The organism is Comamonas sp. lk, from assembly GCF_900564145.1.
Lineage (GTDB): Bacteria > Pseudomonadota > Gammaproteobacteria > Burkholderiales > Burkholderiaceae_C > Comamonas.
Genome location: NZ_UOOB01000001.1, coordinates 3,818,555 through 3,844,921, shown reverse-complemented (window position 1 = coordinate 3,844,921; position 26,367 = coordinate 3,818,555). Strand labels below are relative to the sequence as shown.

22 protein-coding genes and 1 riboswitch are annotated in these 26,367 nt (G+C 62.4%); of the genes, 10 read left to right on the top strand and 12 right to left on the bottom strand.

Features of this window, described 5'->3' with window-relative positions:
• Positions 1 to 77: 77 nt before the first annotated feature.
• Complete coding sequence (locus tag EAO39_RS17545; RefSeq protein ID WP_240467044.1) at positions 78 to 746, top strand: ATP-binding cassette domain-containing protein; 669 nt, start codon at positions 78 to 80, stop codon at positions 744 to 746.
• A gap of 23 nt (positions 747 to 769) precedes the next feature.
• Here EAO39_RS17545 and EAO39_RS17540 read toward each other — a convergent pair whose 3' ends face one another.
• Genes EAO39_RS17540 through EAO39_RS17525 form a run of 4 tightly spaced genes read right to left on the bottom strand, consistent with a single transcriptional unit; the run spans position 770 to position 3,430 of the window.
• The gene (locus EAO39_RS17540) at positions 770 to 1,591 is read right to left on the bottom strand and encodes a LytTR family DNA-binding domain-containing protein (RefSeq protein WP_120970012.1); all 822 of its coding nucleotides are present in this window, start codon (positions 1,589 to 1,591) and stop codon (positions 770 to 772) included.
• Positions 1,588 to 2,658, bottom strand: coding sequence for a histidine kinase (locus tag EAO39_RS17535; RefSeq protein ID WP_120970009.1), 1,071 nt, complete (start codon positions 2,656 to 2,658; stop codon positions 1,588 to 1,590). The genes EAO39_RS17540 and EAO39_RS17535 overlap by 4 nt, the downstream gene beginning before the upstream one ends.
• A gap of 53 nt (positions 2,659 to 2,711) precedes the next feature.
• Positions 2,712 to 3,008, bottom strand: a complete 297-nt coding sequence (locus tag EAO39_RS17530; RefSeq protein WP_120971229.1) for a 2TM domain-containing protein — start codon at positions 3,006 to 3,008, stop codon at positions 2,712 to 2,714.
• 14 nt (positions 3,009 to 3,022) lie between these two features.
• Positions 3,023 to 3,430, bottom strand: coding sequence for a DUF2306 domain-containing protein (locus tag EAO39_RS17525; protein WP_120970006.1), 408 nt, complete (start codon positions 3,428 to 3,430; stop codon positions 3,023 to 3,025).
• 317 nt (positions 3,431 to 3,747) lie between these two features.
• Here EAO39_RS17525 and EAO39_RS17520 point away from each other — a divergent pair, with 317 nt between their 5' ends.
• Both EAO39_RS17520 and EAO39_RS17515 read left to right on the top strand, forming a co-directional pair.
• Positions 3,748 to 5,916: a TonB-dependent receptor gene (locus tag EAO39_RS17520; RefSeq protein WP_120970003.1), complete on the top strand. Its 2,169-nt coding sequence runs from the start codon at positions 3,748 to 3,750 to the stop codon at positions 5,914 to 5,916.
• The gene (locus EAO39_RS17515) at positions 5,916 to 7,163 is read left to right on the top strand and encodes a PepSY-associated TM helix domain-containing protein (RefSeq protein WP_120970000.1); all 1,248 of its coding nucleotides are present in this window, start codon (positions 5,916 to 5,918) and stop codon (positions 7,161 to 7,163) included. The genes EAO39_RS17520 and EAO39_RS17515 overlap by 1 nt, the downstream gene beginning before the upstream one ends.
• A gap of 58 nt (positions 7,164 to 7,221) precedes the next feature.
• Here the strand turns inward: EAO39_RS17515 and EAO39_RS17510 are convergent, their stop codons facing one another.
• Entirely contained in the window at positions 7,222 to 7,500 is a 279-nt protein-coding gene (locus EAO39_RS17510) for a PsiF family protein (RefSeq protein ID WP_120971228.1), read from the bottom strand.
• A gap of 198 nt (positions 7,501 to 7,698) precedes the next feature.
• Between EAO39_RS17510 and EAO39_RS17505 the strand changes: the two genes are divergently transcribed.
• Entirely contained in the window at positions 7,699 to 8,523 is an 825-nt protein-coding gene (locus EAO39_RS17505) for an undecaprenyl-diphosphate phosphatase (protein ID WP_120971227.1), read from the top strand.
• Positions 8,524 to 8,649: 126 nt separating this feature from the next.
• Here the strand turns inward: EAO39_RS17505 and EAO39_RS17500 are convergent, their stop codons facing one another.
• Together EAO39_RS17500 and EAO39_RS17495 are read right to left on the bottom strand one after the other, a co-directional pair.
• Entirely contained in the window at positions 8,650 to 9,525 is an 876-nt protein-coding gene (locus tag EAO39_RS17500) for an alpha/beta hydrolase (RefSeq protein ID WP_120971226.1), read from the bottom strand.
• A gap of 81 nt (positions 9,526 to 9,606) precedes the next feature.
• Complete coding sequence (locus tag EAO39_RS17495) at positions 9,607 to 10,602, bottom strand: proteasome-type protease (protein ID WP_120969997.1); 996 nt, start codon at positions 10,600 to 10,602, stop codon at positions 9,607 to 9,609.
• A 272-nt stretch (positions 10,603 to 10,874) separates the two neighbouring features.
• On the opposite strand from EAO39_RS17495, the gene EAO39_RS17490 reads away from it, so the two are divergent.
• Positions 10,875 to 12,800 carry a methyl-accepting chemotaxis protein gene (locus EAO39_RS17490; RefSeq protein WP_120969994.1) on the top strand — a complete coding sequence of 642 codons (1,926 nt, stop codon included), beginning with the start codon at positions 10,875 to 10,877 and terminating at the stop codon, positions 12,798 to 12,800.
• A gap of 52 nt (positions 12,801 to 12,852) precedes the next feature.
• Here EAO39_RS17490 and mutS read toward each other — a convergent pair whose 3' ends face one another.
• The 3 genes from mutS to EAO39_RS17475 form a co-directional block, all read right to left on the bottom strand.
• Positions 12,853 to 15,444: a DNA mismatch repair protein MutS gene (mutS, locus tag EAO39_RS17485; RefSeq protein ID WP_240467118.1), complete on the bottom strand. Its 2,592-nt coding sequence runs from the start codon at positions 15,442 to 15,444 to the stop codon at positions 12,853 to 12,855.
• A 165-nt stretch (positions 15,445 to 15,609) separates the two neighbouring features.
• Positions 15,610 to 16,692 carry a sterol desaturase family protein gene (locus EAO39_RS17480; RefSeq protein WP_120969988.1) on the bottom strand — a complete coding sequence of 361 codons (1,083 nt, stop codon included), beginning with the start codon at positions 16,690 to 16,692 and terminating at the stop codon, positions 15,610 to 15,612.
• A gap of 160 nt (positions 16,693 to 16,852) precedes the next feature.
• Positions 16,853 to 17,749, bottom strand: a complete 897-nt coding sequence (locus EAO39_RS17475) for an inositol monophosphatase family protein (protein ID WP_120969985.1) — start codon at positions 17,747 to 17,749, stop codon at positions 16,853 to 16,855.
• A 248-nt stretch (positions 17,750 to 17,997) separates the two neighbouring features.
• Between EAO39_RS17475 and EAO39_RS17470 the strand changes: the two genes are divergently transcribed.
• The 3 genes from EAO39_RS17470 to EAO39_RS17460 all read left to right on the top strand — a co-directional run bounded on the left by EAO39_RS17470 (position 17,998) and on the right by EAO39_RS17460 (position 20,523).
• On the top strand, positions 17,998 to 18,798 hold the full coding sequence (locus EAO39_RS17470; RefSeq protein WP_120969982.1) for an RNA methyltransferase: 801 nt from the start codon (positions 17,998 to 18,000) through the stop codon (positions 18,796 to 18,798).
• Positions 18,799 to 18,837: 39 nt separating this feature from the next.
• Positions 18,838 to 19,680: a serine O-acetyltransferase gene (gene cysE / locus EAO39_RS17465; protein ID WP_120969979.1), complete on the top strand. Its 843-nt coding sequence runs from the start codon at positions 18,838 to 18,840 to the stop codon at positions 19,678 to 19,680.
• Between the two features lie 183 nt (positions 19,681 to 19,863).
• The gene (locus EAO39_RS17460; protein ID WP_120971225.1) at positions 19,864 to 20,523 is read left to right on the top strand and encodes a nitroreductase; all 660 of its coding nucleotides are present in this window, start codon (positions 19,864 to 19,866) and stop codon (positions 20,521 to 20,523) included.
• 112 nt (positions 20,524 to 20,635) lie between these two features.
• Here EAO39_RS17460 and EAO39_RS17455 read toward each other — a convergent pair whose 3' ends face one another.
• Positions 20,636 to 21,805, bottom strand: a complete 1,170-nt coding sequence (locus tag EAO39_RS17455) for an ABC transporter substrate-binding protein (protein ID WP_120971224.1) — start codon at positions 21,803 to 21,805, stop codon at positions 20,636 to 20,638.
• A gap of 320 nt (positions 21,806 to 22,125) precedes the next feature.
• On the opposite strand from EAO39_RS17455, the gene EAO39_RS17450 reads away from it, so the two are divergent.
• Both EAO39_RS17450 and thiC read left to right on the top strand, forming a co-directional pair.
• On the top strand, positions 22,126 to 22,782 hold the full coding sequence (locus EAO39_RS17450; RefSeq protein WP_120969976.1) for a nitroreductase: 657 nt from the start codon (positions 22,126 to 22,128) through the stop codon (positions 22,780 to 22,782).
• Positions 22,783 to 22,857: 75 nt separating this feature from the next.
• Positions 22,858 to 22,987: riboswitch (TPP riboswitch) on the top strand.
• Between the two features lie 301 nt (positions 22,988 to 23,288).
• Positions 23,289 to 25,232, top strand: coding sequence for a phosphomethylpyrimidine synthase ThiC (gene thiC, locus EAO39_RS17445; protein ID WP_120969974.1), 1,944 nt, complete (start codon positions 23,289 to 23,291; stop codon positions 25,230 to 25,232).
• A gap of 338 nt (positions 25,233 to 25,570) precedes the next feature.
• Here thiC and EAO39_RS17440 read toward each other — a convergent pair whose 3' ends face one another.
• Entirely contained in the window at positions 25,571 to 26,362 is a 792-nt protein-coding gene (locus EAO39_RS17440; RefSeq protein WP_120971223.1) for an SDR family NAD(P)-dependent oxidoreductase, read from the bottom strand.
• Positions 26,363 to 26,367: the final 5 nt, after the last annotated feature.

The following is a 26,367-nucleotide window of genomic DNA, read 5'->3' as shown; positions in this document are numbered from 1 at the left end:
TGGTGCCTGGACCGGGTGGTCGGCGGGTTTTTGAATAAAACATGCCTGTAGCCCCAATGGAGTAATCGCTGATAGCTATGAATTCAGTAGTAAATGCATTGCAGAGCCAAGCGGCTATGGTGCAGGCCGACGGCCTGCGCTTTGGTTACCCCGGCCTGCTGCTGGCCGATGCCGCCAGCCATGTGTGGCCCGCAGGTCTGTGTCTGATTCAAGGTGATGAAGCCACGGGCAAGAGCAGTTGGCTCAAAACTCTGGCGGGCCAGCTCAAGCCCCAGGCCGGAGCGCTGAGTTACCGCTTTGCCGCAGACGGTCGCTTGCCTGCCCATGAGCTGTACTGGCAGGACCCGCGCCAGATCTTGAGCGAAGCGCAAAGCCGCGTGCTGGTGGCCGACTGGGTCGCACAGCAGCAATTGTTGTACCCGCACTGGTCCGCGCCCGAGATGGCCAGACATGTGCAGGGCTTTGGCCTGGAGGTGCATTGGCACAAGCCGCTGCTGGCGCTGTCCAGCGGTTCGCTGCGCAAGCTGTGGCTGGCGGCAGGCTGGGCCAGCGGTGCGGCCCTGACCTTGCTGGACGAGCCGCTGGCGGCGCTCGATCTGGCGTCGGAGCGCTATGTGCTGCAGGCGCTGGCGCAGATGGCCGATTCGCTCAAAGATGCGGCCCGGCCGCGTTCCGTCATCGTGGCGCACTGGGATGCCATGCAAGGCATTGACTGGGACGATGTGCTGGCGCTTGCGCCGCGCTGAAGTGCTTTTGTACTAGTGGCTCTTCACATGGGCTTGAAGCGCGTGGCATAGAGGCGGCTGACGGCCAGTTTCTCGGATCGGTGGTGCAGCAGCAGCCACATGCGCCCGGCTTCATCGCGCTGCACGCGGTCTATGGCGGCGGCTTGCACCACGGTGGCGCGATGGACTTGCCAGAACTGCTCGCCATCAAGCTGGGGCAGCAAGTCCTTGAGTGGGGTGCGTAGCAGATATTCCTGGCTGGCGGTGAGTACGCGCACGTATTTGTCTGCCGCTTCCAGATAGACGATGTCTTGCACCTTCAGCATATGGATCTGGCTGCCCACGCTGGCCTGAATGATTTGCAGCGTTGCGGCCCCATGGTTGCTGATTTTGCGCAACTGCTGCTGTATTTGCTGCAGCTGCAGCAGTTGTTCCAGGCTTTGCTCCAGGCTGGCGGTCGCGCTTTGCTGCTGGCGCTGGGCCCACCAGTTTTGCAGGCGTTGCACGCTGCGCTGCAGCTTGTCGGCCTGCACGGGCTTGAGCACATAGTCCATGGCCTGGGCCTCAAACGCAGCCAGGGCGTACTGGTCGTAGGCAGTCACAAAGACCAGGGCCGGCAGAGGCAGATCTGCGGGCCAGCGGTCGGCAATGTCGGCTGCAGCATCCAGCCCGCTTTGACCGGGCATGCGGATATCGAGAAACAGCACATCGGGCAACTGCTCCAAGGCCTGCTGCGCCGCGCTCAGCCCGTCGGCCACGCTGGCGATGATCTCCAGCCCGGGCCAGGCCTGGGCCAGTGCCTGCTGCAAGGCCTGGGCCAGCAGGGGTTCGTCTTCGGCAATCAGAGCGCGTGGTGCTGCAGTCATGGCGAGGCTGGGTTCAAGGGGAATTGAATGATAGCCAGCGTACCACCTGCACTAGCTGCTATCAGTTCGAGAGTGGCTGCCTGGCCGTAGCGGGTGGCCAGTCGCTCGCGAATCTGCTCCAGGCCAAAGCGGCTGCCTTCGGTGGTCGGGCTGGTGCTCATGTCTTGGCCTATGCCGCAGCCGTTGTCGCTGACGCTCAGCTGCAGGTTTTCGCCCATCTGTCTTGCCTGCACCTGTATATGGCCGCCCGCCAGCTGGGGCTCCAGCCCGTGGCGAATGCTGTTTTCCACCAGCGGCTGCAGCAGCAGCGGCGGCACGGGCAGCTGGCTCAGCGATTCGGGCAGGTCCAGAGCAAAGCTCAGCCGTGGGCCCATGCGGATCTGCATCAGGGCCAGATAGTCGGCCAGCAGGGCAAACTCGGCCTGCAGACTGTGCGTGCCGCTGCGCGAACCGCTGAGGGTGGCGCGCAGATAGGCGATCAGGTGGTCCAGCATATGTGTGGCGCGCTGCGGGTCGCTGCCTATCAGCACGCGCAGATTGGCCAGGGTGTTGAACAGCATGTGCGGCTCCAGCTGCGCCTGTAACAGGCCCAACCGGGCTTCGGCGGCCTGGCGCTGCGCTTGCTCGGCCTGCATCTGCAGATGGCGTGCCTTGCCCACCACATAAAAGCCCCAGGACATGAGGATGCTGGTGGCAATGGTGATGGCCATGGGGAACAGCATGGAAGGCGGTGCAGCCTGTTGCAGCTCGGGCCGCAGGACGCGGATATAGCTCTGGCCAATGAGGTTGCCGAAACCAAAACCCAGGGCAATGCCCAGTACCACGATGAAGGGGCCGCGCAGGCCGCGCGGCCAGGGAATCTCCTCCGATTGACGCCAGCGCCGTCTGGCCAGGTCAATGGTCAGCCAGCTGATCAGGCCTATGGCCAGTGAATAGACCAGGTTCACATCCCACGGGCCTTTGCCAGCTGCAGTGAGTGCGGCCGTGATCAGCAGGCACGCGGTCAGCGTGACGGCACCGTGACGCAACAAGGTGCCGGCAAGCGATGAAGTTGGCAGGGAGGGCATGGGGCTTATGGTACGTGGGCCAGGGGGTGGCGAGGTAGAGGCTGGATGAGCGGCTAGCGCTTTTCGGTGGACTGCAACTGCTCGAGTTCGCGCTCCACCATGCGCTTCCACCAGGGGCTGTGGGGCGAGGTCAGCCAGACCGCCAGGCCATGCGCCAGCAGGCCCAGACCCCAGCCCAGAGCCGGATAGAGGGCCCAGTGTCGCCCCTGGCTCAAGGCCAGGGCCATGAGGCCCAGATTGACCAGCACATAGACCGTGGCGTGGAGGTACCAGCCCAGCTTTTTGCCTGCGCGACGGCGGGCTTGCTGATATTGGGCGGCTTGAGAGTCCTGGGTGAGGAGGCGGTTCATGGTGATTTCCTGTTTCAAGCAAGCGATTGAACAAGCAGGTCGCCCAGCAGACGACCCGGCAGCAAAGTGAAAAGCCCGGCCGTCAGGCAGGCGCCGAAGTAGAGCTTGCGCATGATGCGGCGGTGCTGCTCTACGCGGCTATGGGCCAGATGCCAGAACGACAGGGCCAGACTGCCCAGGGTGATGGGGATCAGCAGGTGGATGGGCGTGTAGCCCCAGAGATTGGGCAGCCGCCAGTCGCGGATGAACAAGGCCGTCAAGGCCGCACCCAGCATCAGCGTGACAAAGGCATAGCCAGCGGCTCGGTGCAGGCGGGGATGGGCTGCCGAGCCGCTGCGGCGCGCCCACAAGGCCACCGGGCCTATGGCGGTGGCACTTATGGCGCAAAAAGCGTGAATGGCGATCAACGGTGTCAGTTGCATGGCGTCTCTCCTGGGCTTGGGGGAGACTTTGCAAGCGAGCCGGCCGCCAAGCCAGGGCTTTGCGATCAAGCGACGAAACCGAGGCCTGAAATGCGTGGGGGCGGCGCGAGTTGCAGCAGGAGCTGCTGCTGGTGGTGGCGATCGCTGGCAGGTCTCATGAAGCAATTGCTCACACAGGCCTATAGCGCTATTTGCCATGGATGGCTAGCGGTTTGAACAGAAGGCAATCTGACGGCAAGGATGTTTCAGGCTTGCGAGCAGGGTGGGGGCACCTGTCATGTAATGCTGATGAAAATTATTCTCAATCTCATTGCAAGATGTTCTCTATTCGCCAGATTTCCTTGGCTGCGATTGCCCTGTGCAGCCAGCAGGCCTTGTTTGCCCAAAGTGCCCAGCCCGCCGAAGCCACGCTGCAGGCCGTGACGGTGGAGGCCAGTGCCGATGCCTCGGCCCAAGGCCTGGCCAAGCCTTTTGCCGGCGGACAGGTGGCAACCGGCGCACGCATGGGCGTGCTGGGTACGCAGAACTGGAAGGATTCCTCCTTCTCCTCCACGGCCTATACCGGGCAGCTGATCGAAGACAGCCAGTCCAAAAGCGTGGGCGATGTGCTGCTCAACGATCCTTCCGTGCGCCAGGCGCGTGGTTTTGGTAATTTTCAGGAGATGTACATGCTGCGCGGCATGCCGGTGTACTCCGACGATATTGCCTACAACGGCCTCTACGGCCTGTTGCCGCGCCAGTACGTGGCGGCCGAATTCTTCGAGCGGGTGGAAGTGCTGCGCGGTGCCAATGCTTTCCTCAACGGCGCGGCGCCGGGCGGCAGCGGCATTGGCGGTGTCATCAGCCTCTTGCCCAAGCGTGCAGGCAGCGAGCCGTTGTCTCAGGTTGCGACCGGCATTCAGACCGGCGGCCAGGCTTATGCCTCCACCGATCTCTCGCGCCGCTTCGGCCCGGATCAGAGCGCGGGCGTGCGCCTGAATGCGGTGCACCGTGAAGGTGGCACGGGCATCAAGGGCGAAGACCGATCGCTGACCGCCATCGGCCTGGGACTGGACTGGCGCAGCCGCGATGTGCGCCTATCTGCCGACCTGGGCTATCAGCGCAACAGCTACCGTGGCGGCCGCCCCAGCGTGACGCCTTCGGACTTCATTCCTGCCGTACCGGACAACAAGACCAACTACGGCCAGGACTGGACTTATTCCAAGGAGCGCGATCTGTTTGCCACCTTGCGCGGCGAATGGGATATCAATGCCACGACCACCGCCTGGGCGGCCGGCGGTCTGCGCCGCAGCAAGGAAGACAACTCCAACAGCGGCGTGACCATGCTCAACACCGCAGGCGACACCACGGGCACGCGTTTTGACAACACGCGCAAGGACCGCGTAGGCACGGCGGAAGTCGGTATCCGCACCCGGCTGCAGACCGGCAGTGTGGGCCATGAAATGGTGGCTTCGGCCAGCACCTATTCCGCCACCGAGTCCGGTGCCTGGGCCATGGGGCTGGGGGTGAGCAACAATCTGTACCGGCCTTATGCCAGCGTAGCGCCCGACCATGTGTTTTTTGGCGGCAGCCTGGGCAATCCCTACAAGGTGGGCGAGACCCGCTTTGACAGTTTTGCGCTGGGCGACACGCTGTCCATGCTAGACGACCGTCTGCGCGTGACGCTGGGCCTGCGCCATCAGCGCATGGACCAGAGCAGCTATGACTACAACACGGGCGCGCAGACCGATAGCTACAAGAAGTCCGCCACCACGCCATCGCTGGCCGTGGTGTTCAAGGCCACGGACGATGTCTCCGTCTACGCCAACTACATCGAAGGCCTGACCAAGGGCGCAGTGGCCCCGGCGCTGGCCAACAATCTGCCGGTGCTCAATGCCGGTCAGGTGTTTGCACCCTATAAATCCAAGCAAAAGGAAGTGGGCGTGAAGTGGCAGCGTGGCGATCTGGGCGCGACGGCTGCTTTCTATACCACGGATGTTCCCAGCAGTTATGTGCTCAACCAGGTGTTCGGTCAGAACGGCAAGCAGCGCAATCAAGGCCTGGAATTCAATGTGTTTGGTGAGCCGCTCAAGGGCTTGCGCCTGCTCGGCGGCCTGACGCTGACGGATGCCAAGATCAAGCAGGCGGCCGATGCCAGCCAGAACAACCGCTATGCCATCGGCGTGCCCAAGCGCCAGGCCACGGTGGGTGTGGACTGGGATGTGCCGGCAGTCTCCGGCCTGTCGCTCAATGCGCGCGTCATCCATTCCTCCGGCCAGTACGCCAATGCCAGCAACACCCTGAAGGTTGCGGGCTGGACGCGTACCGATATCGGCGCGCGCTATCTGGTGGATCTGGGCAATAACCGCATGCTCACGCTGCGCGCCCGTCTGGATAATCTGTTCGACAAGAACTTCTGGGCCTCGGTGGGCGGCTATCCTGGCTCCAACTATCTGGTGCAGTCGGCTCCGCGTACGCTGTCGCTCAGCGCAACCGTCAACTTCTGATGCGCGCACTCTGGACGATTGTTCACCGCTGGGTCGGGCTGTTTCTGGCGGGCTTTCTCGTCATGGCCGGACTCACGGGGGCCGTGCTCTCCTGGGATCACGAGCTCGATGACTGGCTCAATGCCGACATGCTGCACACGCCCGGCAAGGGCGCACTCAAAACGCCGCTGGAACTGGCGGCCGTAGTGCAGGCAGCGGACCCGCGCGTGGACATTTCTTATATGACGCTGGGTCTGAGCCCAGGCGAAGCGGCTTCCTTCATGGTGCGCCCACTGGTGGACCCCGCCACGGCCAAGCCCTATGTGCTGGACTACAACACGGTCTTTGTGGATCCGGTGACGGGTGCCATCACCGGCCATCGAGATTCCAAGAGTGTGGCCCTGAGCCAGCGCAACCTCATGCCCTGGCTGCGCAATCTGCATGAAAGCCTGCTCAGCCCCACGTTTGCCGGCAGCAACCGCTGGGGCTACTGGTTCATGGGCGCTCTGGCGCTGTTGTGGCTGGCAGACAGCTTCTGGGCGCTGGTGCTGACGCTGCCGGTCAAAAGAAAGCCGGCGCAGGGCAAGGTCGAGAGCGCCAATCCCGGCAAATCCTGGTGGCAGCGCTGGCTGCCTTCCTGGCGCATCCGCTGGGGCTCGGGTGCCTACAAGCTCAACTTTGACTTGCACCGTGCCGGCGGCCTGTGGATCTGGGGCGTGATCGTGGTGGTGGCCTTTACCTCGTTCTCGATCAATCTCTACCGCGAGGTGTTCTATCCGGTGATGAGCAAGGTCTCCACCACCACACCGGGGCCGTATGAAACTCTCAAGCCCGCGCCACTGGGCAGCTTTATCGAGTCCCAAATCTCGTTTGCCAAGGCCATAGAGATTGCCAGGCTGGAAGCTGCCAAGCTGGGCATTGCCACGCCGGCCGGCGGCATCTGGTATGGCGGCGATTTCCCGTTCTACAACATCTCCTTCTTCGACCCCGAGAACGAGGTTGGCGCCATGGGCATGGGTCTGTCCAATGTCTATGTGAGTTCGGACACCGGCCAGGTGCTGGGCAGCTATCGTCCCTGGCATGGCACGGCGGCCGATGTCTTTGTGCAGTTGCAGCTGCCGCTGCACAGCGGGCGCATTCTGGGCACTTTCGGTCGCGTGCTCATGTCTTTTGTCGGTGTGATGGTGGCCATGCTGTCCATCACCGGGGTGGTGATCTGGTGGCGCAAGCGCCGCGCGCGGCGCAAGCCAGGCGTGGTGATCGCCTGAACCAAAAACGCCATGGTTTCCCCATGGCGTTTTGTTTTTGGAGAGGGCTGGATGACGCTTAGCTCTTTTTCAGACACTCGCTCATAAAGGCTTTGCGCTCGTCGCCTTTCTTGCCAGTTGCATCGGCGTTGCAGGACTTCATGCGTTCTTGCTGGCGCTTTTTTCCGTCGGACAGGCAGGACTTCATGAATTCCTTGCGTTCATCGCCTTTTTTGCCCGTGGCTTCGGTGTTGCAAGTGCCCATGAGCTGCTGCTGGGCGGTTTTGGGTTTGTCCTCTGCGGCCATGCCCATGCTGCAAGCCAGAGAGGCAACTGCCAAGACAAGGAGTTTTTTCATGATGGTGTGATGCTTGAAAAACGCCGACAGCCGGCGCGCAGCCATTGCAGCACAGCTTGGCGGCTTTGCCTATCAGGGCGCGGCGTGTAAAAGTTTGCGATGCTCGCCACGCTGTCGGGCTTGAGCATAGGCATGCCATCGGTGCGGCGGATAATGGGCGGCTTTGTTTCCCAACCCTGCATCCTAAGGACGATTCGCGTGGATACTTTATTGCTGCTCAAAGCCGCCATCATGGGCATTGTGGAAGGGCTGACCGAGTTCTTGCCGATTTCCTCAACCGGCCACCTGATTTTGGCGGGCTCGCTGATGGGCTTTGTGGATGCCAAGGCCAAGGTCTTCGAGATTGCCATTCAAACCGGCGCCATTTTTGCCGTGATGCTGGTGTACTGGCAAAAGATTCGCAGCACGCTGGTGGAGCTGCCCACCAGCCGCCAGGCGCAAAAATTTGCGCTCAATGTGATCATCGGCTTCTTGCCCGCCGTGGTGCTGGCGCTGATTTTCGGCAAATACATCCAGGAGCATCTGTTCACCCCCGTGGTAGTGGCGACTACCTTCATCCTGGGCGGCTTTGTGATTCTCTGGGCCGAAAAGCGCCCGGCATCGGCCACCCGCGTGCAGTCGATTGACGACATGACGCCGCTGGATGCGCTGAAGGTGGGTGTGGTCCAGTGCTTTGCCCTGGTGCCCGGCACCAGCCGCAGCGGCTCCACCATCATTGGCGGCATGCTCATGGGCTTGTCGCGCAAGGCCGCCACCGATTTCTCCTTCTTCCTGGCCATGCCCACGCTGATCGGCGCGGGCGTCTACAGCCTCTACAAGGAGAGGGCGCTGCTGTCCATGGCCGACGTGCCCATGTTTGCCGTGGGCCTGATCTTCTCCTTCATCAGCGCCTGGCTGTGCGTGCGCTGGTTGCTGCGCTTCATCTCCACCAACAGCTTTGTGCCCTTTGCCTGGTACCGCATTGTCTTCGGCATCATCGTGCTGGTGACGGCCTATACCGGCGTGGTGAACTGGAACCACTGAGCGCCGTTTCACCCATCAAAAAAAGCCACTGCATGTGGCTTTTTTTGATGGTGGCTTGCATTTTTGAATGAAATAGGCCTCAAGCCCAATCAATACAATCGCAACAAGCTATTGATTCAGGAGCGTTCAGGTTGCGCTTTTCTGCAGCAGGGTCTGCTCCATATTGAGCAGAGAGGCCTCGATGGCGGCGGCCGTGGCCTCGGGGCGTTCCATGGGGAAAAGGTGGCTGCCGTCCAGCATCATGATGCGACCCCTGGTGATGCGGTTCGTCATCTCCATGCCCACCTGGCGCATTTCCACCGAGGAGCGGCCGCCGATAAAGGACACGGGGCAGCGCACGGGCTGGCGACGCAGCTGGCTGTTGAGATTGCTGGGCAAGGTGTTGTAGATGGCGGTTTCCACCTCGCGGCTGAAGAGCAGGCTGCGCTTGCCCTGTTCGTCCACCAGGCCTTGCTCCACATAGTCTTGCAGCACTTGCGGATGCCATTGGGCAAAGGCTTTCTTGCTGCGAAAGTAGCTAAGCGCCTCGGCATTGTCGGCCCAGGTATTGCGCCGGCGCTGGCTGATCTTGCCCGGTGAAATGGAGCCCACGATCTGCGCCTGCTTGACCAGGCCCAGGGCATTGGCCTTCCAGCCGCCCAGCAGGGGCGAGTCGATCAGCAGCACGCCGCGTACCAGCTCGGGGCGCTTGGATGCCGCCAGAAAGCTCAGAATGCCGCCCAGAGAATGACCCAGCAGATAGACGCTATGGCCCAGGCGCTTGACTTCGCTCTCGGTAAATTCGACCAGCTCATCGACCAGATGGGGCCAGTGGTTGGTGACCGGGCGCTTGGCGTCATGGCCGAAGCGCTGCACGCCGTTGGCCTGGATGCCGCGCTGGGCCAGCAGGGAAAACAACAGGCTGTAGGTGGGCAGGGGAAAGCTGTTGGCATGGGCAAACACCACAGGCAGGGTCTGGGGCTCGGCAGGCTGGGCTTTGGTGGGGGCAGTTGCCTTGGTCATGGGCATGATGGGCGGGGTAGGGCTCAGTGGTGTCTTCAGGCAAACAAAACGCACCCTCAGGTGCATTGGTAATCGCAGGTCTCAGCGTTTGGGAAAGAAGTTGCTGCCCTGGTGTTGCAGGCGTGCCTGCTCGGCCTCGGTCTGCATGCGCTGGTACTCCTTGGCCGTCAACAGGCTGACCTGCACGGGAACCATGGGCTGGCGCAAGGCCGTAGGGGGCAGATTGCCTGCGCCCTGATGCTGGCCTGCCGATTCGCTCAGCGGCGGGGGCGCGGCCACCTTGACCAGCGGATGGGCCAGGCGGCTGTGCACGCGAATCGGTGCATCGGTTTCGCCACCGCCCCAGGCCGGGTCTTCAATGCTGTCGAATACATGGCGCAGGCGCTCGCCCCAGCTGTCGTGCAGCATGCGCAGATAGGGGTTGTCGGCATCCAGGCAGACGATTTTGTCGGTGGCGAAACGGTTTTTCTCGTAGACGATCAAGTCCAGCGGCAGGCCTACCGAGAGATTGGACTTGAGCGTGCTGTCCATGGACACCAGTGCGCACTTGGCGGCTTCGTCCAGCGGGGTTTCCAGCGTGATGACGCGGTCGAGCACGGGTTTGCCGTATTTGGATTCGCCGATCTGGAAATAAGGGGTCTCGCCCGTGGCTTCGATGAAGTTGCCGGCCGAATAGACCTGGAACAGGCGCATGGTCTCGCCCTGGATCTGCCCGCCCAGCACCATGGAGATATTGAAATCCACGCCGGCACGCTGCAGGGCGGCGGCTTCGCGGTCATAGACATGGCGCACGGCAGCGCCCAGCACGCGGGCCGCATCGAACATGCTGCGCACATTCCATATCGTCAGCGCCTCGCCGCTGGCTTCGTCCTCGAGCTGAAAGCGCTCCAGCAGCTCGCGCACGGACTGCGTGATGGACAGGTTACCGGCCGCCAGCAACACCATGAAACGGTCGCCGGGCTTTTCATAGACCATGGCCTTGCGGAAAGAGCTGATCTGATCCAGTCCCGCATTGGTGCGCGAATCGGACAGGAACACGAGACCGGCGTTGAGCTTGAGAGCGACGCAGTATGTCATGGGTGATAAATATAATAATGAAAATCGTATGAAATCCAGATCTGGTAAGCGTTTAATGCTTCAGAAAAGATAGCGGTAAGCACGCGCTGCAACGCGATTCTAGAAGGGTTTGAATATTGCCGATGGCGGCATTGGAACATCGGCCGCAGCCATGCCCGTACCCAGGTGCAGATTCCGGATGAGGAAGTCCCTGAGATGCATGGAGTTGACGCATAAAAAGATGCAATTCCTTTTGGAAGCAATTACTTACTGTTGGCCGGAGGAGGGCCCCAATGCATGTGTTTCGCAATCTGTCGATACAGACCAAGCTCATGTCCAGCATGGTGGCTTGCCTACTGCTGTTCGTGACCGTCTCCACGGTGCTGGGCTTTGTGCTGACGGGCGCCAGTTTGAGCGAGCGGGTGGTGAGCCAGGAGCTGCCCGCCGTCGTGGGTGAGATCCGCAACGACATTTTGCGCCAGATCGGCATGCCGCTGGCCATGGCCAAATCCGTGGCAGGCAACAGCTTTGTGCTGGACTGGGAAACCGCCGGCGAACCAGAGGGCGGCAACGCGGCCTGGGCCAAGTACGCCCAGGCAGTCAAACAGCAGGCCAGGGCTTCCTCGGTGTTCTGGGTGTCGGGCAGCACGGGCCAGTACTTTGGCGAGCAGGGCCTGGTGCGCAAGCTGGCACCCACGGGCCAGGGAGACAAATGGTTCTACGATCTGCTTGCCAGCGACAAGTCGCAGGTACTGGAGATCGACAAGGATGCGAACTCCAATGTCTACATGCTGTTCATCAACGTCAAGTTCGACGCGGGCCATGGCAAGCAGGGCATTGCGGGTCTGAGCCTGTCGGTGGATGAACTGGCCCAGGCCGTGCGTGGCTACAAGGTGGGGGAGTCCGGTTCGATTTCTCTGGTGCGCGGCAATGGCAGCATCCTTGTGCACCGCGATCCGGCGCTGGTGGACGGCAAGCACTGGCTCAAGGATAGGCCTGGCTTCAGCGCCGATCTCAGCGCCTCGCTGCTGAAGCGCGAGCGCTTTGCCCACGCCATGTACGATGCGCCGTCGGGCCGGCAACTGATTGCCTCCTCCTATGTGCCAGAGCTGGATGTGTACGTGATCGCGGAGCTCCCCGAGGCCCAGGTGCTGGGCGGCGTGCGACGCACCATTGCACTGACCTCGGTCGTGGCCGGCCTGGTGGGCGGCGGCATCGGCCTGCTGGTGATCTGGCTGGTGAGCCGGGCCATTGCCGCACCCGTTGGCCGCGCGGCGCGCATGCTGGAAGAAATTGCTGATGGCCATGGCGACCTGAGCAGGCGCATGCCAGTGGAGAGCAATGACGAGGTGGGCGCGCTGGCCTCGGCTTTCAACCGCTTTGTCTCTTCGCTGGAGCGCATGGTGGGTGCGGTGCGCCAGGCGGCAGATTCAATTTCCGTGGCCAGCTCCGAAGTGGCCCAGGGTAACCAGGATCTGAGCCAGCGCACCGAGCAGGCGGCCAGCGCGCTGCAGCAGACGGCTGCATCGCTATCGGTGCTGACGGACAGCGTGCAGACCAATACTGAGGCCACGCGCAGCGCCGGCGGTTTGGCGCAGTCGGCGCGCGGCGTGGCCGAGCGCGGTGGCGCGGCCTTCCAGCAGGTGGTGGTGACCATGGAGGGCATCAATCACTCCTCGCGCAAGATCGTCGACATCATCGGTGTGATCGACGGCATTGCCTTCCAGACCAATATTCTGGCGCTCAACGCGGCCGTGGAAGCTGCGCGTGCCGGCGAACAGGGCCGCGGCTTTGCCGTGGTAGCGGCCGAGGTACGCAGCCTGGCTCAGCGCTCGGCCGAAGCGGCCAAGGAGGTGCGCCAGCTCATCACCGATTCCGTAACCCAGGTGGGCAGCGGCTCGCAGCAGGTGGAGCATGCGGGCGCCACCATGCAGGAGCTGCTGGACGCTGTGATCAAGGTGACGCAGATCATCGAGGAGATCAGCGACGCTTCACAGACGCAGGGGCGCGGCATTGCCGAGATCAACCAATCCGTGGCCGGGTTGGACGACGCCACGCAGCAGAACTCCGCACTGGTCGAGCAGTCGGCAGCTGCTGCGACCAGCTTGCGCGAGCAGGCCGTGCGCCTGATGGGAGAGGTGTCGGCCTTCAAACTGGGCGACAAGCCCCTGCTTAGCCCGTCTCCGCAGCCCAGGCCGCAACATTTGCTGGAGGCCTGAACCCGAACGCAGGGCCTGAGGATTCAAAGGCCCGTGTTCAAGTTCGGAAGGATCAGGCAGCGCTGTTGCTCAGCTTCTTGAGTTGGTACAGCGCTTCCAGCGCTTCACGCGGGCTCAGTGCATCGGGGTTGATGGCGGCCAGGGCCTCGGCCAGCGGGTCGTGAATCGCCGATGTGTCAGGCATGTCGGGAGCATCGAACAGATTGACCTGCAGCTCATTTTCGCCGGCCTGGTTCTCCAGCGCTTCCAGCGCATGGCGGGCGTGGTGCAGCACGGCGGCAGGCATGCCGGCGAGTTTGGCGACCTGAATCCCGTAGCTACGGCTGGCCGGACCGGCCTGGATCTCGTGCAGAAACACGATATCGCTGCCCGATTCGGCCGCACCCACGTGTACGTTGACGGCTGCGCGGGCCTTGGCCGGCAGCTCGGTCAGCTCGAAGTAATGGGTGGCAAACAGCGTGAAAGCCTTGGTCTTGTCATGCAGCTGGCTGGCAATGCCGCTGGCCAGGGCCAGACCGTCAAAAGTGCTGGTGCCGCGGCCGATCTCGTCCATCAGCACCAGGGAGTGGGGCGTGGCGGCATGCAGAATCTGCGCGGCCTCGGTCATCTCCATCATGAAGGTGGACTGGGCATTGGCCAGGTCATCGGCCGCGCCGATCCGGGTGTGGATGGCGTCTATCGGCCCCAGGCGGCAGCTGGCCGCAGGCACATAGCTGCCCATGCTGGCCAGCAAGGTGATCAGCGCCACCTGGCGCATATAGGTCGATTTACCGCCCATATTGGGGCCGGTAATGATCTGCATGCGCGTGTTGGTGTTCATGCGCGTGTGGTTGGCGATGAAGCTGCCGCTGGACGATTCGGCCATGCGCGCTTCTACCACCGGGTGGCGGCCGGCCTCGATCTCTATGCAGGGATGGCTGACGAACTCGGGCTCGCTCCAGTTGAGCGTCAGCGAGCGTTCGGCCAGCGTGCACAGCACATCCAGCGCCGCAATCGCCTGCGCCACGCGGGTCAGGGCCGGCACATGGGGCTGGAGCTGATCGAGAATCTGCTCGTAAAGCCATTTTTCGCGCTGCAGGGCACGTTCCTGGGCCGATAGCGCCTTGTCCTCGAAGACCTTGAGCTCGGGCGTGATGTAGCGCTCGGCATTTTTGAGCGTCTGGCGGCGGCGAAAGCGCTCGGGCACCGCATCCTTGTAGCTGTTGGTGACTTCGATGTAGAAGCCATGCACCTTGTTGAACTGCACGCGCAGATTGGGAATGCCGGTCAGCAGCTTTTCCTTGGCTTCCAGCTCCAGCAGAAATTCGTCGCAGTTGTTCTGAATGGCACGCAGCTCGTCCAGCTCGGCATCAAAGCCGGTGGCGATCACCCCGCCATCGCGCACCAGGGCGGCAGGCTCTTCCATGATGGCTCGGGCCAGCAGCTCGGCGCAGCCTTCGGGCGGCAACAGATCGGTGAAAATCTGAGTCAGATAGGCTGAAGGCGTACTACCCGATTGCGCCAGTAGCTGCGATTTTTGTAGCGTCTTGGACAGGCCCACCAGTTCGCGCGGCCGCACCTGGCGCAGCGCCGTGCGGGCGGTGATGCGCTCCACATCGCTGACGCCCTTGAGCTCGGCGCGCAGCGCTTGCCAGGGCGCCATGCCGGCGCCGCTTCCGCGCAGCACGCGTATGGCATCGAGCCGCTGCATGGCGGCCTTGCGGTTGCGCTCGGGCTCCAGCATCCAGGTCTTGAGCAAGCGGCTGCCCATGCCGGTCATGCAGCTGTCCAGCAGCGAGAACAGTGTGGGCGAATCTTCGCCGCGCAAGGTCTTGACCAGCTCCAGATTGCGGCGGGTGGCCAGAGGCAGAGCAATCAGCTCGTCGTCGCGCTGCACGGCAATGGCGTGGATATGGGTGAGGTTGCGGCCCTGGGTGTGCTCGGCGTACGACAGCAGGGCAGCGCTGGCGGCATGGGCCAGGGCCAGGTTCTCGGCCTCCCAGGCCTTGAGACTGGCGGCGCCCAGAAGCTCGAGCAGCTTGCGCTCGCCCAGACCGGAGTCGAACTGCCAGTCGGGGCGCGGCGACAGCGGGCAGCTGATGGCGCCGCTGTGCTTGATGGCCAGCAGGTTTTGCTCGAAGCGCTCGGTCACGCCGGCGCTGTAAATTACTTCGCTGGGGCTGATGCGCGATAGCCAGGCGCCCAGCTCGTCGGCTGCGCACTCGGCCATGTGGATACGGCCTTGGGTCACGGCCATCCAGGCCAGCCCCACGCGCTGACGGCCTGCGGTGTGCACGGCGACCAGCATGGCTTCGCTTTTGTCCGAGAGCAGCTCGCTGTCCGTCAGCGTGCCGGGCGTGACCACCCGCACCACCTTGCGCTCCACCGGGCCCTTGCCCGCGCCGATCTCGCCGACCTGCTCGCAAATCGCCACCGATTCGCCCATCTTGATCAGGCGGCCCAGGTAGTTCTCCAGCGCATGAAACGGCACGCCGGCCATGGGAATCGGCTGGCCTGCGGTCTGGCCGCGCGAGGTCAGCGTGATGTCCAGCAGGCGGGTGACTTTTTCGGCATCGCCAAAGAACAGCTCGTAGAAATCGCCCATGCGATAGAAAACGAGGGTATCGGGATACTCGGCCTTCAGAGGCAGGTATTGCTGGAACATCGGCGTGTGCGCCGAGAGGTCCGTCATATCGGGGAAATTGGCCAGCGACGGGTTTACTGTACTTTTCTGGGTCATCGCTTCAGCGTTTGGCAATCAGGGGGCGCGGCAGCGGTGCTGCGCCAAACCGCAGATTATCGGCGATGACCAAAAGCTCTGTGCCTGAGCCTATTTCACCGAGCCCACCGAGGCTTGAGAGGCTGCGGGGCCGCCGCTGCGAGTGTTTGCTTCGTCCACATCGTGGACAGGGCGATAGCCGGGGCCAAAGGAGACATCGCCCAGTCGCCAGCCCGCGCGGCAGCTGAAAGCACCCCAGAAGCGGCGCAAGGTGTACCACTGCATGGCAATCAGACCGCGCTCGTTGTCGGCATCGACTTCGGGGTCGCTTACGCCCGTGGGGCGCAGAGCCTCGTGGTGATAGAGGGCCGTGCCAAACAGCTGATCCCACCAGGGCAGAACCTGGCCGAAGTTGCAGTTGTGGCGCTCGGGTCTGTCGGCATCACGCAGCATATGGTGGTTGCGGTGAAAGCGCGGGCCAACGAAAAGGCGCTCACCTATCTTGCCGACCCAGCCCAGGCGCAGCGCCACATTGGCGTGCGAGAAGTTTTGCACCAGTTCGCTGATCAGGCCCAGCAGCGCAAATTCCGAAGGCTCCACACCCATGAGCAGCCCCACGGCGGCCAGGACAAAGCTTTGCAGCACACCGTCCAGATAGTGGCTGCGGTCATTGCTCCAGCAGCTCATCTGGCGCTGGCTGTGGTGCATGCTGTGCATGGCCCACCACCAGGGAATGACATGTTGGGCGCGGTGCATCCAGTAATACGTGAGGTCGTAGATCACGTAGTACAGGGCAAACAGCAGATAGGGATGGTTCTCGAACCAGGGCAGCCAGGCCTTGAGGCCGCTGGCTTCCTCGGTGGCGGGGCCGCCGCCCAGCATATGGGCCACGGGCATCAGGATCAGAAAACTGAACAGCGGAAACAGGCCCAGCAGCATGAGCAGCGTCATATTGCGGTCTACCGTGGTGTGGCGGCGCTGGGCCCAGCGCTCCGCCGGGATCAAGCTCTCCAGCGGCCGCATCACGCAGGCGATGAGAAACAGCTGCAGTGCCGAAATCAACACCGCTTCGGCAATCTCGCGCGGATTGCCTGCGGCCTGGGCCACATCCAGGGCGTTGACCACGGGAACCACCACCCGGCCCGAAATCCAGTCGATTGCCAGCGACCAGTGCTGGCTGAAAAAATCAGTCATGAATGTCTACCAATGCCTGCATTGGCCGAAATTCTTGCGCCTGAATTTGTGATTTGTGTGGAGGCGCCCCATGAGCACAGGCAAAAAAAGAGCCCGATCCACCGGATCGGGCTCTCTCCGCAGCCGTGGGGCGACCGCTTTTTTATCTTGTCAGAGCTGCTTATTCAGCGTCGGACTGGTCTGCCTGGGCAGATTCCTCGTCGGTACCGCTGTCGATGGCTTGGCGCACGTCGGCCTTTTCACCGGCGGTGGCGAACTTGCTGTACTTGCCGATCACGGGGATCAGGGCGCCGTAAATGCGGGGGTTGGCAGCCATGCATTCCTTTTGTTCCAGGAAGTCGGCTTCGCCGGTGAAGTTGCCCACCAGACCGCCGGCTTCGCTGACCAGCAGCGAACCTGCAGCCACGTCCCAGATGGACAGGCCGGATTCAAAGAAGCCGTCGGAGAACCCGGCAGCCACATAGGCCAGATCCAGAGCGGCGGCGCCGGGGCGACGCACGGCAGCCGTGCGTTGCATCACATCGCCCAGCATGTTCATGTATTGCTTGAAGTTGTCGCCACGGCGGAAGGGGAAGCCGGTGGAGATCAGGCAGTCCTTGAGCTGGCTGCGCTTGGAGACGCGGATGCGGCGCTCGTTCAGGTAGGCGCCACGGCCACGGGTGGCGGTGAACAGGTCGTTGCGGCTGGGGTCGTACACCACGGCCTGCTCGATCTTGCCCTTGTAGGCCAGAGCGATGCTCACGCAGTACACGGGGAAGCCGTGGATGAAGTTGGTCGTGCCGTCCAGGGGGTCAATGATCCAGACATAGTCCGAACCCTTGGTGCCGTGTTCGTTGCCCGATTCTTCGGCCAGGATGGAGTGTTGGGGATAGGCGGTGAGCAGCGTCTCGATGATGGCGCGCTCGGAGGCCTGGTCTACCTCGGTCACAAAGTCGTTTACCTGCTTTTGCGCAACGCGCACCGATTCCACATCTAGTGCGGCACGGTTGATGAGGGCGCCAGCGGCGCGAGCAGCCTTGATGGCCACGTTGAGCATGGGGTGCAGGGAGTTCGACATAAATTGTGATTGCGTTGGCGCAGCAGCCAGGAAAACAGGACTGCTCGACGCGGGTAAGAACGTAAAAAGCCGCGACCGGCGATGCGGGGCGGCGACAATAGGCGCAATTCTAACCAGCCTGCGTTTTTTGTGTTGCTCGGCCCGCTGTTTTGTGGGCCTTCTAGGGTGCTCTATTCCTGCGTACCAGAGAGAGCCGCTTGCGCGAGGTCACCGTCTTATCTGGGCCACAAGTGGGGCCTTTAGTCTTGATGAAAACCCGATTCGTATTGATTGAAACCAGCCATGCCGGCAATGTGGGCGCTGCAGCTCGCGCGCTCAAGACCATGGATTTTGATGATCTGGTGCTGGTGCGCCCGCGCTGGGCCAATGTGCTGCGCAAGGAAGAAACCATTCAGCGGGCCAGCGGCGCGCTGGATGTGCTCAACCAGGCCCGCGTGGTCGAGACGCTGGAGGAAGCCCTGGATGGCATCAGCCACATGTGCGCCACGGCCATGACGCCGCGCGACTTTGGCCCGCCCACGCGCACGCCGCGCCAGCATTTCGAGATGCTATTGAAAGGCGAGCTGGATACGCGCTCTGAACCCTCGGTTGATGGCGATTTGACCGATAACGCCGTCACGCCGGGCGTTGCCTGCAACCAGAAGGGCGTGGCCTTTCTGTTTGGCTGCGAGCGCTTTGGCATGAGCAACGAGGATGTGTACCGCTGCGATGTGGCCCTGTCCATTCCGTCCAATCCCAAGTTCGGCTCGCTCAATCTGGGTTCGGCGATTCAGGTCGTGGCCTATGAGTGGCGTCTGGCGCTGGGCGGTTTTCCGCAGGCAGAGATCACGCCCGAGGTGAACCGGGCCGACATGGCCCAGGTCCAGGGCATGCTGGGCCACTGGGAGCAGGCACTGGCCCATATCGGCTTTCTGGACCCGGCGGCGCCCAAGAAGCTCATGCCCCGGCTTAACCAGCTTTTCAATCGCGCGCAGCTGACCCAGGAAGAAATCCATATTCTTCGCGGTGTTGCCAAAGCCATGCTGAAGGCGCAGCCGCCAAGCCGCTAGACTGAGCATCCCTGTCAATCTTTACCTTATAAGCTTTTGATGCTTGCTCGCCTGCGCTCCGACATCCAGTGCATTCTCGACCGCGATCCTGCGGCCCGCAGCACCTGGGAGGTCATCACCTGTTACCCGGGCTTGCATGCCATCTGGCTGCAGCGACCCGCGCACTGGTGCTGGACGCATGGCTTCAAATGGCTGGGCCGTTTCATCTCCCATATGGGCCGCTGGTTCACGGGCATTGAAATCCATCCCGGGGCCGTGATCGGCAAACAGGTCTTCATTGACCACGGCATGGGCGTGGTGATCGGCGAAACCGCCGTGGTGGGCGACGGCTGCACGATTTATCACGGCGTTACGCTGGGCGGCACCTCGCTGTACAAAGGCAGCAAGCGCCACCCCACGCTGGGCAAGAACGTGGTGGTCAGCGCGGGCGCCAAGGTGCTGGGCGGTTTCGAGGTCGGTGATGGTGCCAAGATCGGCAGCAATGCCGTGGTCATCAAGCCCGTGCCGGCCGGCGCAACCGCCGTGGGCATTCCGGCGCGCATCATTGCCAGCAAGAACGGCCACAGCGCCGATGTGACTGACGTGGTCGAGACCGATGCCGCATCCAAGGCTGCGCCGGCTTCCGAGGCGGCAGCCGCTGCGGGCGAGGCGGATAAATCGGGCTTTTCCGCCTATGGCATTACCTCGGAAGTGGACCCCGTGGCTCTGGCCATGCGCGGCCTGTCCGAAGGTGCTGCCTGCCATGAAAAGCAGATAGCGCTGCTGTGGGCGGCGATCGAGAAGCTGTCGATTCAGGGCAAGGTGTCGGATTGCATGCCCTGCGAGTCGGAGCGCCCCCAGGCCTTCCAGAAGGACAAGATCGATCAGATCATGGGTAAATAGCCTTCAAGCGCTTGTCATTCAAGCGCTGTCAGCTGCGTATTCAATAGCAAAAGCCGGAATCCTCCGGCTTTTTTCATGGGGCGATGGATGCGGCTCAGTGCTTGCCATTAGTTGATTTGAGGGGCGGCGGGCCGGTCGCTGGGTCTGAGACTGGGCCTGGTTTCAACCCCGGACTCAAGCATGATGAATGTGGAACAGGCATTGCAGCAGCGCCATTCGGTGCGCGCGTTCTTGCCGCAGACCGTCGATGGCGCGCTGGTCAAGACCTTGCTGGCTGCTGCAGGCCAGGCGGCATCGGGTGGCAATCTGCAACCCTGGCGCGTGATCGCGCTGACAGGCCAAAGCCTGAGCGACTTGCGCGCCGCCATGGCCACGGCCGTGCCCAACCCGGATCCCGCCCTGGTCTACCCGGCCCAGCTGTGGGAGCCGTACCGCAGCCGCCGCTTCGATAATGGCGAGCAGCTATACCAAGCACTCCAGTTGCCGCGCGAGGACAAGCGCGGCCGCCTGATGCAGCTGGCCCGCAATGCCCAGATGTTTGGTGCACCGGTAGGCATTTTTGTCGCCGTGGAAGAGCGCATGGTGCATGCGCAGTGGGTGGATCTGGGGCTTTATCTGCAGTCGCTGATGTTGCTGTCCACGCAAAAAGGGCTTGCGACCTGCGCCCAGGGCTTCTGGCGCAACTATGGCGATTTTGTGGCCCGTCAGCTGGCGCTGCCCCAGGGCTACCAGATCGCCTTTGGCATGGCGCTGGGCTATGAGGACAAGACGGCACCCGTCAATCAGTGGCGGTCCACCCGTGCACCTGTGACCGACTGGTGCGAGCTGCGCGGTTTTGATTGAATTCGTCTGCAGCCTTTATCAATAAAGCGGTGAGTGATGCTGTTTATATAGTTACGGCCGGGCGTAAAAAAGCCGGGCGCTGCGCCCGGCTTGCCTTGGACTCAACGCGGCCTTATTTCCACAGCGCGCATTTGCTTTCTTCCTTGGTGGTGAAGACCTGGTCTGCGGGCAAGGTCTTGGCCACCTTGAAGTAATCCCAGGCTTTTTTCGATTCGGCCGGAGCCTTGACCTGCAGCAGATACATATCGTGGGCATAGCGGCCGTCGGGGCGCACCACGCCCTTGGCGTAGAAGTCGGACAGCGGCGTGGCCTTGAAGCCGGCCATGATCTTGTCTGCATCCAGCGTGCCCAGACGCTCTGCTAGTTTCAGGTACTGCATGGCGGCCGAGTAATTGGCCGCTTGCAGCGAGGTCGGCATCTTCTTGAACTTGGCAAAGAAGCGGTCGGAGAACTTGCGGCTTTCCGGGTTCAGGTCCCAGTGCCAGCTGTCGGTAAACATCAGCCCTTCGGTGGCCTTCAGACCCAGGCTGTGAATGTCGGAGCTGAACAGCAGCAGGCCGGCCAGCTTCATGTTCTTGGTCAGGCCAAATTCACGCGCCGACTTGATGGCGTTGATGGTGTCGCCACCGGCATTGGCCAGCCCCAGAATCTGGGCCTTGGAATTCTGGGCCTGTAGCAGGAAGGAGGAGAAGTCCGCCGTGTTCAGCGGGTGCTTGACGCTGCCCAGCACCTTGCCGCCAGAGGCGTTGATGACGCGGGTGGTATCGGCTTCCAGCGCGTGACCGAAGGCATAGTCGGCGGTCAGAAAAAACCAGCTCTTGCCGCCCAGCTCCACCACGGCCTTGCCCGTGCCCTTGGCCAGGGCCACGGTGTCATAGGCGTAGTGCACAAAATAAGGGCTGCACTGCTCATTGGTCAGGGCCGAAGAGCCCGCACCGTTGATGATGTAAACGCGCTTTTTTTCGTCGGCCACCTTGCCCATGGCCAGGCCGGCGCTGGAGGTGGTGCCGCCAATCAGCATGTTCATGCCCTGGGTGTCAAACCACTCGCGGGCCTTGCTGGCCGCAATATCGGCCTTGTTCTGATGGTCTGCCGTCAGCACTTCAACCGGTTTGCCCAGCAGCTTGCCGCCGTAGTCGTCCACCGCCATCTGCACGGCCAGTGCGCCGCCCTTGCCGTCCACATCGGAGTACAAGCCCGACATGTCGGTGATAAAGCCTATGCGCACCTTGTCCTGGGCGTGAACCGCGCCGGCTCCAAAGGCCAGGCCCAGGGCCAGCATCAAGGTGGAGGCTTGGGGCCATGATTTGCGTAGCGAAGAAAAAGCAGAACCACTCATTAAATGCATCTCCTGCAAATGTCGGACGGACAGGGCTTACCGGGGCGCTTGCACCCACCATCGTGGGTGCAAGCAGGCTGCATGGTGGCAGGCCGGCAGTGCGATGCCATTAGGGCAAGCACGGCTCAGGCGCAGTCAAGTGATGAGCTGTTGCTTGCGGCACCAGGGCGTTTGCGGGCTGTTGCCTGCGGTACAGGAGCAATTGCCTGAGCCGCATACACTGCGGCGCAATCTTTTGACGGATGAAGACAGGTGATTGAGTGATGACCATGGAAAATTTGCTGCAGCAGCGCCGCTCGGTGCGTGCTTTTCTTCCCCGCGCTGTGGACGCAGCGACCGTGCGCCAGCTGCTGGAGACGGCGGCGCAAGCCCCGTCGGGCGGCAATATGCAGCCCTGGCGGGTGACGGCCGTGGGCGGTGATGCGCTGCAGGCGCTTGGCACCAAGGCCAGCCAGACCGAGCCGGTATCGCGCCCCGGTCTGTCCTATCCGCCCGGTCTGTGGGAGCCGTATCGCAGTCGCCGTTTTGACAATGGCGAAGATCTGTATCGCGCCATCGGGATTGGCCGCGAGGACAAGGCCGCCCGTCTGCAGCAGCTGGCCAAGAACAGCCAGATGTTCGGCGCCCCGGTGGGTGTTTTCGTGGCGGTGGAAGAGCGCATGGGCTATGCGCAGTGGGTGGACCTGGGCATTTATCTGCAATCCTTCATGTTGCTGGCGGTGGAGCAAGGTCTGGCCACCTGCGCCCAGGGTTTCTGGCGCTTGTACAACGACATGCTGATAGAGCAGCTGGCGCTGCCCGCCGGCTATCAGATCGCTTTTGGCATTGCGCTGGGGTATGAGGATCCATCGGCTTCCATCAACCAGTGGCGCGCCAGCCGTGCGCCCGGCGGCGAATGGCTCACGCTGCAGGGTTTTTGATTGAGCACAGTGCGGTCACAGCTGTTGCAACGGGTTTGTGCGGGGCTTGACCTGCCAAAAACCTCGCCTATACTGGCTGCTGCTCCGGGGTGTGCGAAAGCGCTGAGAGACCAGAAGTGGATCTGTCGAAAGACGGCTCTATCAAGGTTAACCCGACGAACTTGATCCGGTTCATACCGGCGGAAGAAGAGCGGGACCCTGAAGCGGGGCCGATGGATGACAGGCAAGGCTGCTTTTCAAGCGCCGCACCTTTGAACCATGCGGCACAGCACACCCCAGGCGCCTCGCGCACTGGGGTTTTGTCTTTTATGGACTGACCACGGGACGCGTCGGCCATGGCCGGAATCCAAAAATTCCGGTGGTGAAATTAAGGCACTGGCCAACCAGCGCCCAGGTTTCACCCAGGTGCAGGTGGTTGATGGCAGCAAGCCGGCATCCACCAGATCAGAGCAGGGCCGGCACTCCACGGAGCGTTTGATGAATTCACACGCTTTGAGGAGACTGACATGAACGCCCCCGATTCCATCTTCACCCCTGCTGCTGGCAACGCCCCGGATGCGAGCCGTTTTGCCGACCTGCTGGCCCAGTCGCTGGAACCGTTTCCTGCCTCCGTCAAGAGCTATCTGCCAGGTCAGCTGCATAGCGGCTTGCGCGTGCCGGTGCGCGATATCGCACTGACCAATGGCGAGCTGGTCAGCGTGTATGACACCTCCGGCGCCTATACCGATCCGTCTGCCACCATCGACGTGCGCAAGGGCCTTGCCAGCGTGCGCGGTGGCTGGATTGATGCGCGTGGCGACAGCGAATACTACGTGGGCCGCCAGCGCGTGGCGCTGGATGATGGTGGCAAGCGTGGCGAAGAAGACCGACGTGTGGACCAACTGCGTGCCGAGGCCGCCGCCCTGCAGCGCCAGCCGCGCCGCGCCAAAAGCGGTGCCAACGTGACCCAGATGCATTACGCGCGCAAAGGCATCATCACGCCCGAGATGGAGTACGTGGCCTTGCGCGAGAACGGCCGCCGTGAATGGATGGCCGAGTACCAGCAGGACGCGGCGCGTGAAGCGCGCCTGGCAGGCAACAGCCTGGGTGCAGCCATCCCCAAGATCATCACCCCCGAATTTGTGCGCGACGAAGTGGCCCGCGGCCGCGCCATCATTCCCGCCAACATCAACCACCCCGAAGTCGAGCCCATGGCCATAGGCCGCAACTTCAAGGTCAAGATCAACGCCAATATCGGCAACTCCGCCGTCACTTCCAGCATCGAGGAAGAAGTTGAAAAGCTGGTCTGGGCGATCCGCTGGGGCGCGGACAACGTCATGGACCTGTCCACGGGCAAGAACATCCACACCACGCGTGACTGGATCGTGCGCAACTCGCCCGTGCCCATCGGCACCGTGCCCATCTATCAGGCGCTGGAGAAAGTCGGCGGCATTGCCGAAGACCTGACTTGGGAAATCTTCCGCGACACCCTGGTCGAGCAGGCCGAGCAGGGCGTGGACTACTTCACCATCCACTCCGGCGTGCGCCTGGCCTATATCCATCTCACGGCCCAGCGCCGTACCGGCATCGTTTCGCGCGGCGGCTCCATCATGGCCAAGTGGTGCATGGCCCACCACCGCGAAAGCTTTCTGTACGAGCACTTCGAAGACATCTGCGACATCATGAAGCAGTACGACGTGAGCTTCTCGCTGGGCGATGGCCTGCGTCCCGGCTGCGCATCGGACGCCAATGACGAAGCCCAGTTTGCCGAACTCAAGACCCTGGGCGAGCTGACGCAGATCGCCTGGAAGCACGATGTGCAGACCATGATCGAAGGCCCGGGCCATGTGCCCATGCACATGATCCAGGCCAATATGACCGAGCAGCTCAAGCACTGCCATGAGGCCCCGTTCTACACGCTGGGCCCGCTGACCATAGACATCGCCCCCGGCTACGACCATATCGCCTCCGCCATCGGCGCGGCCATGATCGGCTGGATGGGTACGGCCATGCTGTGCTACGTCACGCCCAAGGAGCACCTGGGTCTGCCTGACCGCGACGACGTCAAGCAAGGCATCATTGCCTACAAGATTGCGGCCCACGCAGCCGATGTGGCCAAGGGCCATCCGGGCGCCCGCTCACGCGACGATGCCCTGAGCCAGGCGCGTTTTGACTTCCGTTGGGAAGACCAGTTCAACCTGGGCCTGGACCCCGACACCGCCCGTGCCTTCCACGACGAAACCCTGCCCAAGGACAGCGCCAAGGTGGCGCACTTTTGCAGCATGTGCGGCCCCAAGTTCTGCTCCATGAAGATTACGCAGGAAGTGCGTGACTTCGCCAAGCAGCAAGGCGTGGCCGCCGAGCAAGGCATTGCCGTAGGCATGCAGGCCAAGGCCCAGGAGTTCAACAAGGCCGGTGGCGATTTCTACATCCCCATCGTCAATGCATCGACCGACACCACGGCGCGTTGATTCAAGGTGAAATAGGGCTGAAGCGCTTATATATCAAGCACTGGTAGCTATCAAATAAAAAGCGCAGACGAGGTCTGCGCTTTTTGCTTTGTGAAGAGGTGATTCAGAGTTTGAGGTCAACATTCGATTTATGCGAGAGCGCAGCCAAACGACCCATGCGGACACTTATCTCGCCTTTCCAGATGACCCCATTTATGCAGGTCGCTGTCTGTCAGTGACGGCTGGTTTGCCCAATTCAGCCCTCTTCAATATTTGGATCACGCGAGGCTTTGTTGATCGCCTATTCTTGTGTGCGGCGGCCCTTTAGCCGCAGCTTATGCAGTGAAACAACTCGGACATCAGCTTCCTGTGATGCGGCGTACAGCCGAAAAATACCAGGCGTCGGGCAGGCAGCGCAGCAATCGCATCCAGCGCGTGAAGCGGCGCGGAAAATTCATCTCGAAGCGCCCCTGGGCCCAGCCTTGCAGCATGTGCTGGGCCGCCTCGTCGGCACCGATCAGGGCCGGCATGCTGAAGCTGTTTTGCGCCGTCAGCGGCGTATCGACAAAGCCGGGGTTGATGATGGACACGCCCAGGCCCAGGCTGTGCAGATCCAGATAGAGGTTTTCCGCCAGGTTGTTGAGCGCCGCCTTGGTTGGTCCGTAGGCCAGGGACATGGGCAGCCCGCGATAGCCGGCCACCGAGCCGACCAGGGCCAGATGGCCCTTGCCAACTGCCAGCAGCATGGGCAGCACGGCGTCCAGCAGGTGCAGCGCGCCGCCATAGTTCACGGCCAGGTGGCGCTGCATCTCGGCCAGGTCGAACTCCGTGGCGCGCAGGGGCCGGTAGTGGCCTGCGCAGTAGAGAACCAGGTCAGGCGCTCCGCCCGTATGGGTCAGTACGGTCTGGGCTGCAGCAGCCACGGCCTGGGCATCGGTCACGTCCAGGGGCAGGGCCAGACAGCCTTCGCGGCCGCGCTCGAAATCCTGCAGCGCACCGGCATCTCGCGCAGAGACGATCACGCGCGCACCCTGTCTGTGCAGCGCTTCGGCGGTGGCGCGCCCTATGCCCGAGGAGGCTCCCAGAATCCACACCGAGCGGCCCTTCCAGTCGCGTAGCGGCGGGTTCAGGCGGCGAGAGAACAGTGGCATGGCAA

Coding starts and splice junctions, on each gene's coding strand:
- EAO39_RS17450 (WP_120969976.1), top strand. CDS start 22,126: ATGACCATGGAAAATTTGCTGCAGCAGCGCCGCTCGGTGCGTGCTTTT.
- thiC (WP_120969974.1), top strand. CDS start 23,289: ATGAACGCCCCCGATTCCATCTTCACCCCTGCTGCTGGCAACGCCCCG.
- EAO39_RS17525 (WP_120970006.1), bottom strand. CDS start 3,430: ATGCAACTGACACCGTTGATCGCCATTCACGCTTTTTGCGCCATAAGT.
- EAO39_RS17495 (WP_120969997.1), bottom strand. CDS start 10,602: ATGACATACTGCGTCGCTCTCAAGCTCAACGCCGGTCTCGTGTTCCTG.
- EAO39_RS17510 (WP_120971228.1), bottom strand. CDS start 7,500: ATGAAAAAACTCCTTGTCTTGGCAGTTGCCTCTCTGGCTTGCAGCATG.
- cysE (WP_120969979.1), top strand. CDS start 18,838: ATGCTTGCTCGCCTGCGCTCCGACATCCAGTGCATTCTCGACCGCGAT.
- EAO39_RS17515 (WP_120970000.1), top strand. CDS start 5,916: ATGCGCGCACTCTGGACGATTGTTCACCGCTGGGTCGGGCTGTTTCTG.
- mutS (WP_240467118.1), bottom strand. CDS start 15,444: ATGTTCCAGCAATACCTGCCTCTGAAGGCCGAGTATCCCGATACCCTC.
- EAO39_RS17545 (WP_240467044.1), top strand. CDS start 78: ATGAATTCAGTAGTAAATGCATTGCAGAGCCAAGCGGCTATGGTGCAG.
- EAO39_RS17520 (WP_120970003.1), top strand. CDS start 3,748: ATGTTCTCTATTCGCCAGATTTCCTTGGCTGCGATTGCCCTGTGCAGC.
- EAO39_RS17460 (WP_120971225.1), top strand. CDS start 19,864: ATGAATGTGGAACAGGCATTGCAGCAGCGCCATTCGGTGCGCGCGTTC.
- EAO39_RS17530 (WP_120971229.1), bottom strand. CDS start 3,008: ATGAACCGCCTCCTCACCCAGGACTCTCAAGCCGCCCAATATCAGCAA.
- EAO39_RS17470 (WP_120969982.1), top strand. CDS start 17,998: ATGAAAACCCGATTCGTATTGATTGAAACCAGCCATGCCGGCAATGTG.
- EAO39_RS17480 (WP_120969988.1), bottom strand. CDS start 16,692: ATGACTGATTTTTTCAGCCAGCACTGGTCGCTGGCAATCGACTGGATT.
- EAO39_RS17490 (WP_120969994.1), top strand. CDS start 10,875: ATGCATGTGTTTCGCAATCTGTCGATACAGACCAAGCTCATGTCCAGC.
- EAO39_RS17475 (WP_120969985.1), bottom strand. CDS start 17,749: ATGTCGAACTCCCTGCACCCCATGCTCAACGTGGCCATCAAGGCTGCT.
- EAO39_RS17440 (WP_120971223.1), bottom strand. CDS start 26,362: ATGCCACTGTTCTCTCGCCGCCTGAACCCGCCGCTACGCGACTGGAAG.
- EAO39_RS17500 (WP_120971226.1), bottom strand. CDS start 9,525: ATGACCAAGGCAACTGCCCCCACCAAAGCCCAGCCTGCCGAGCCCCAG.
- EAO39_RS17540 (WP_120970012.1), bottom strand. CDS start 1,591: ATGACTGCAGCACCACGCGCTCTGATTGCCGAAGACGAACCCCTGCTG.
- EAO39_RS17455 (WP_120971224.1), bottom strand. CDS start 21,805: ATGCTGGCCCTGGGCCTGGCCTTTGGAGCCGGCGCGGTTCACGCCCAG.
- EAO39_RS17535 (WP_120970009.1), bottom strand. CDS start 2,658: ATGCCCTCCCTGCCAACTTCATCGCTTGCCGGCACCTTGTTGCGTCAC.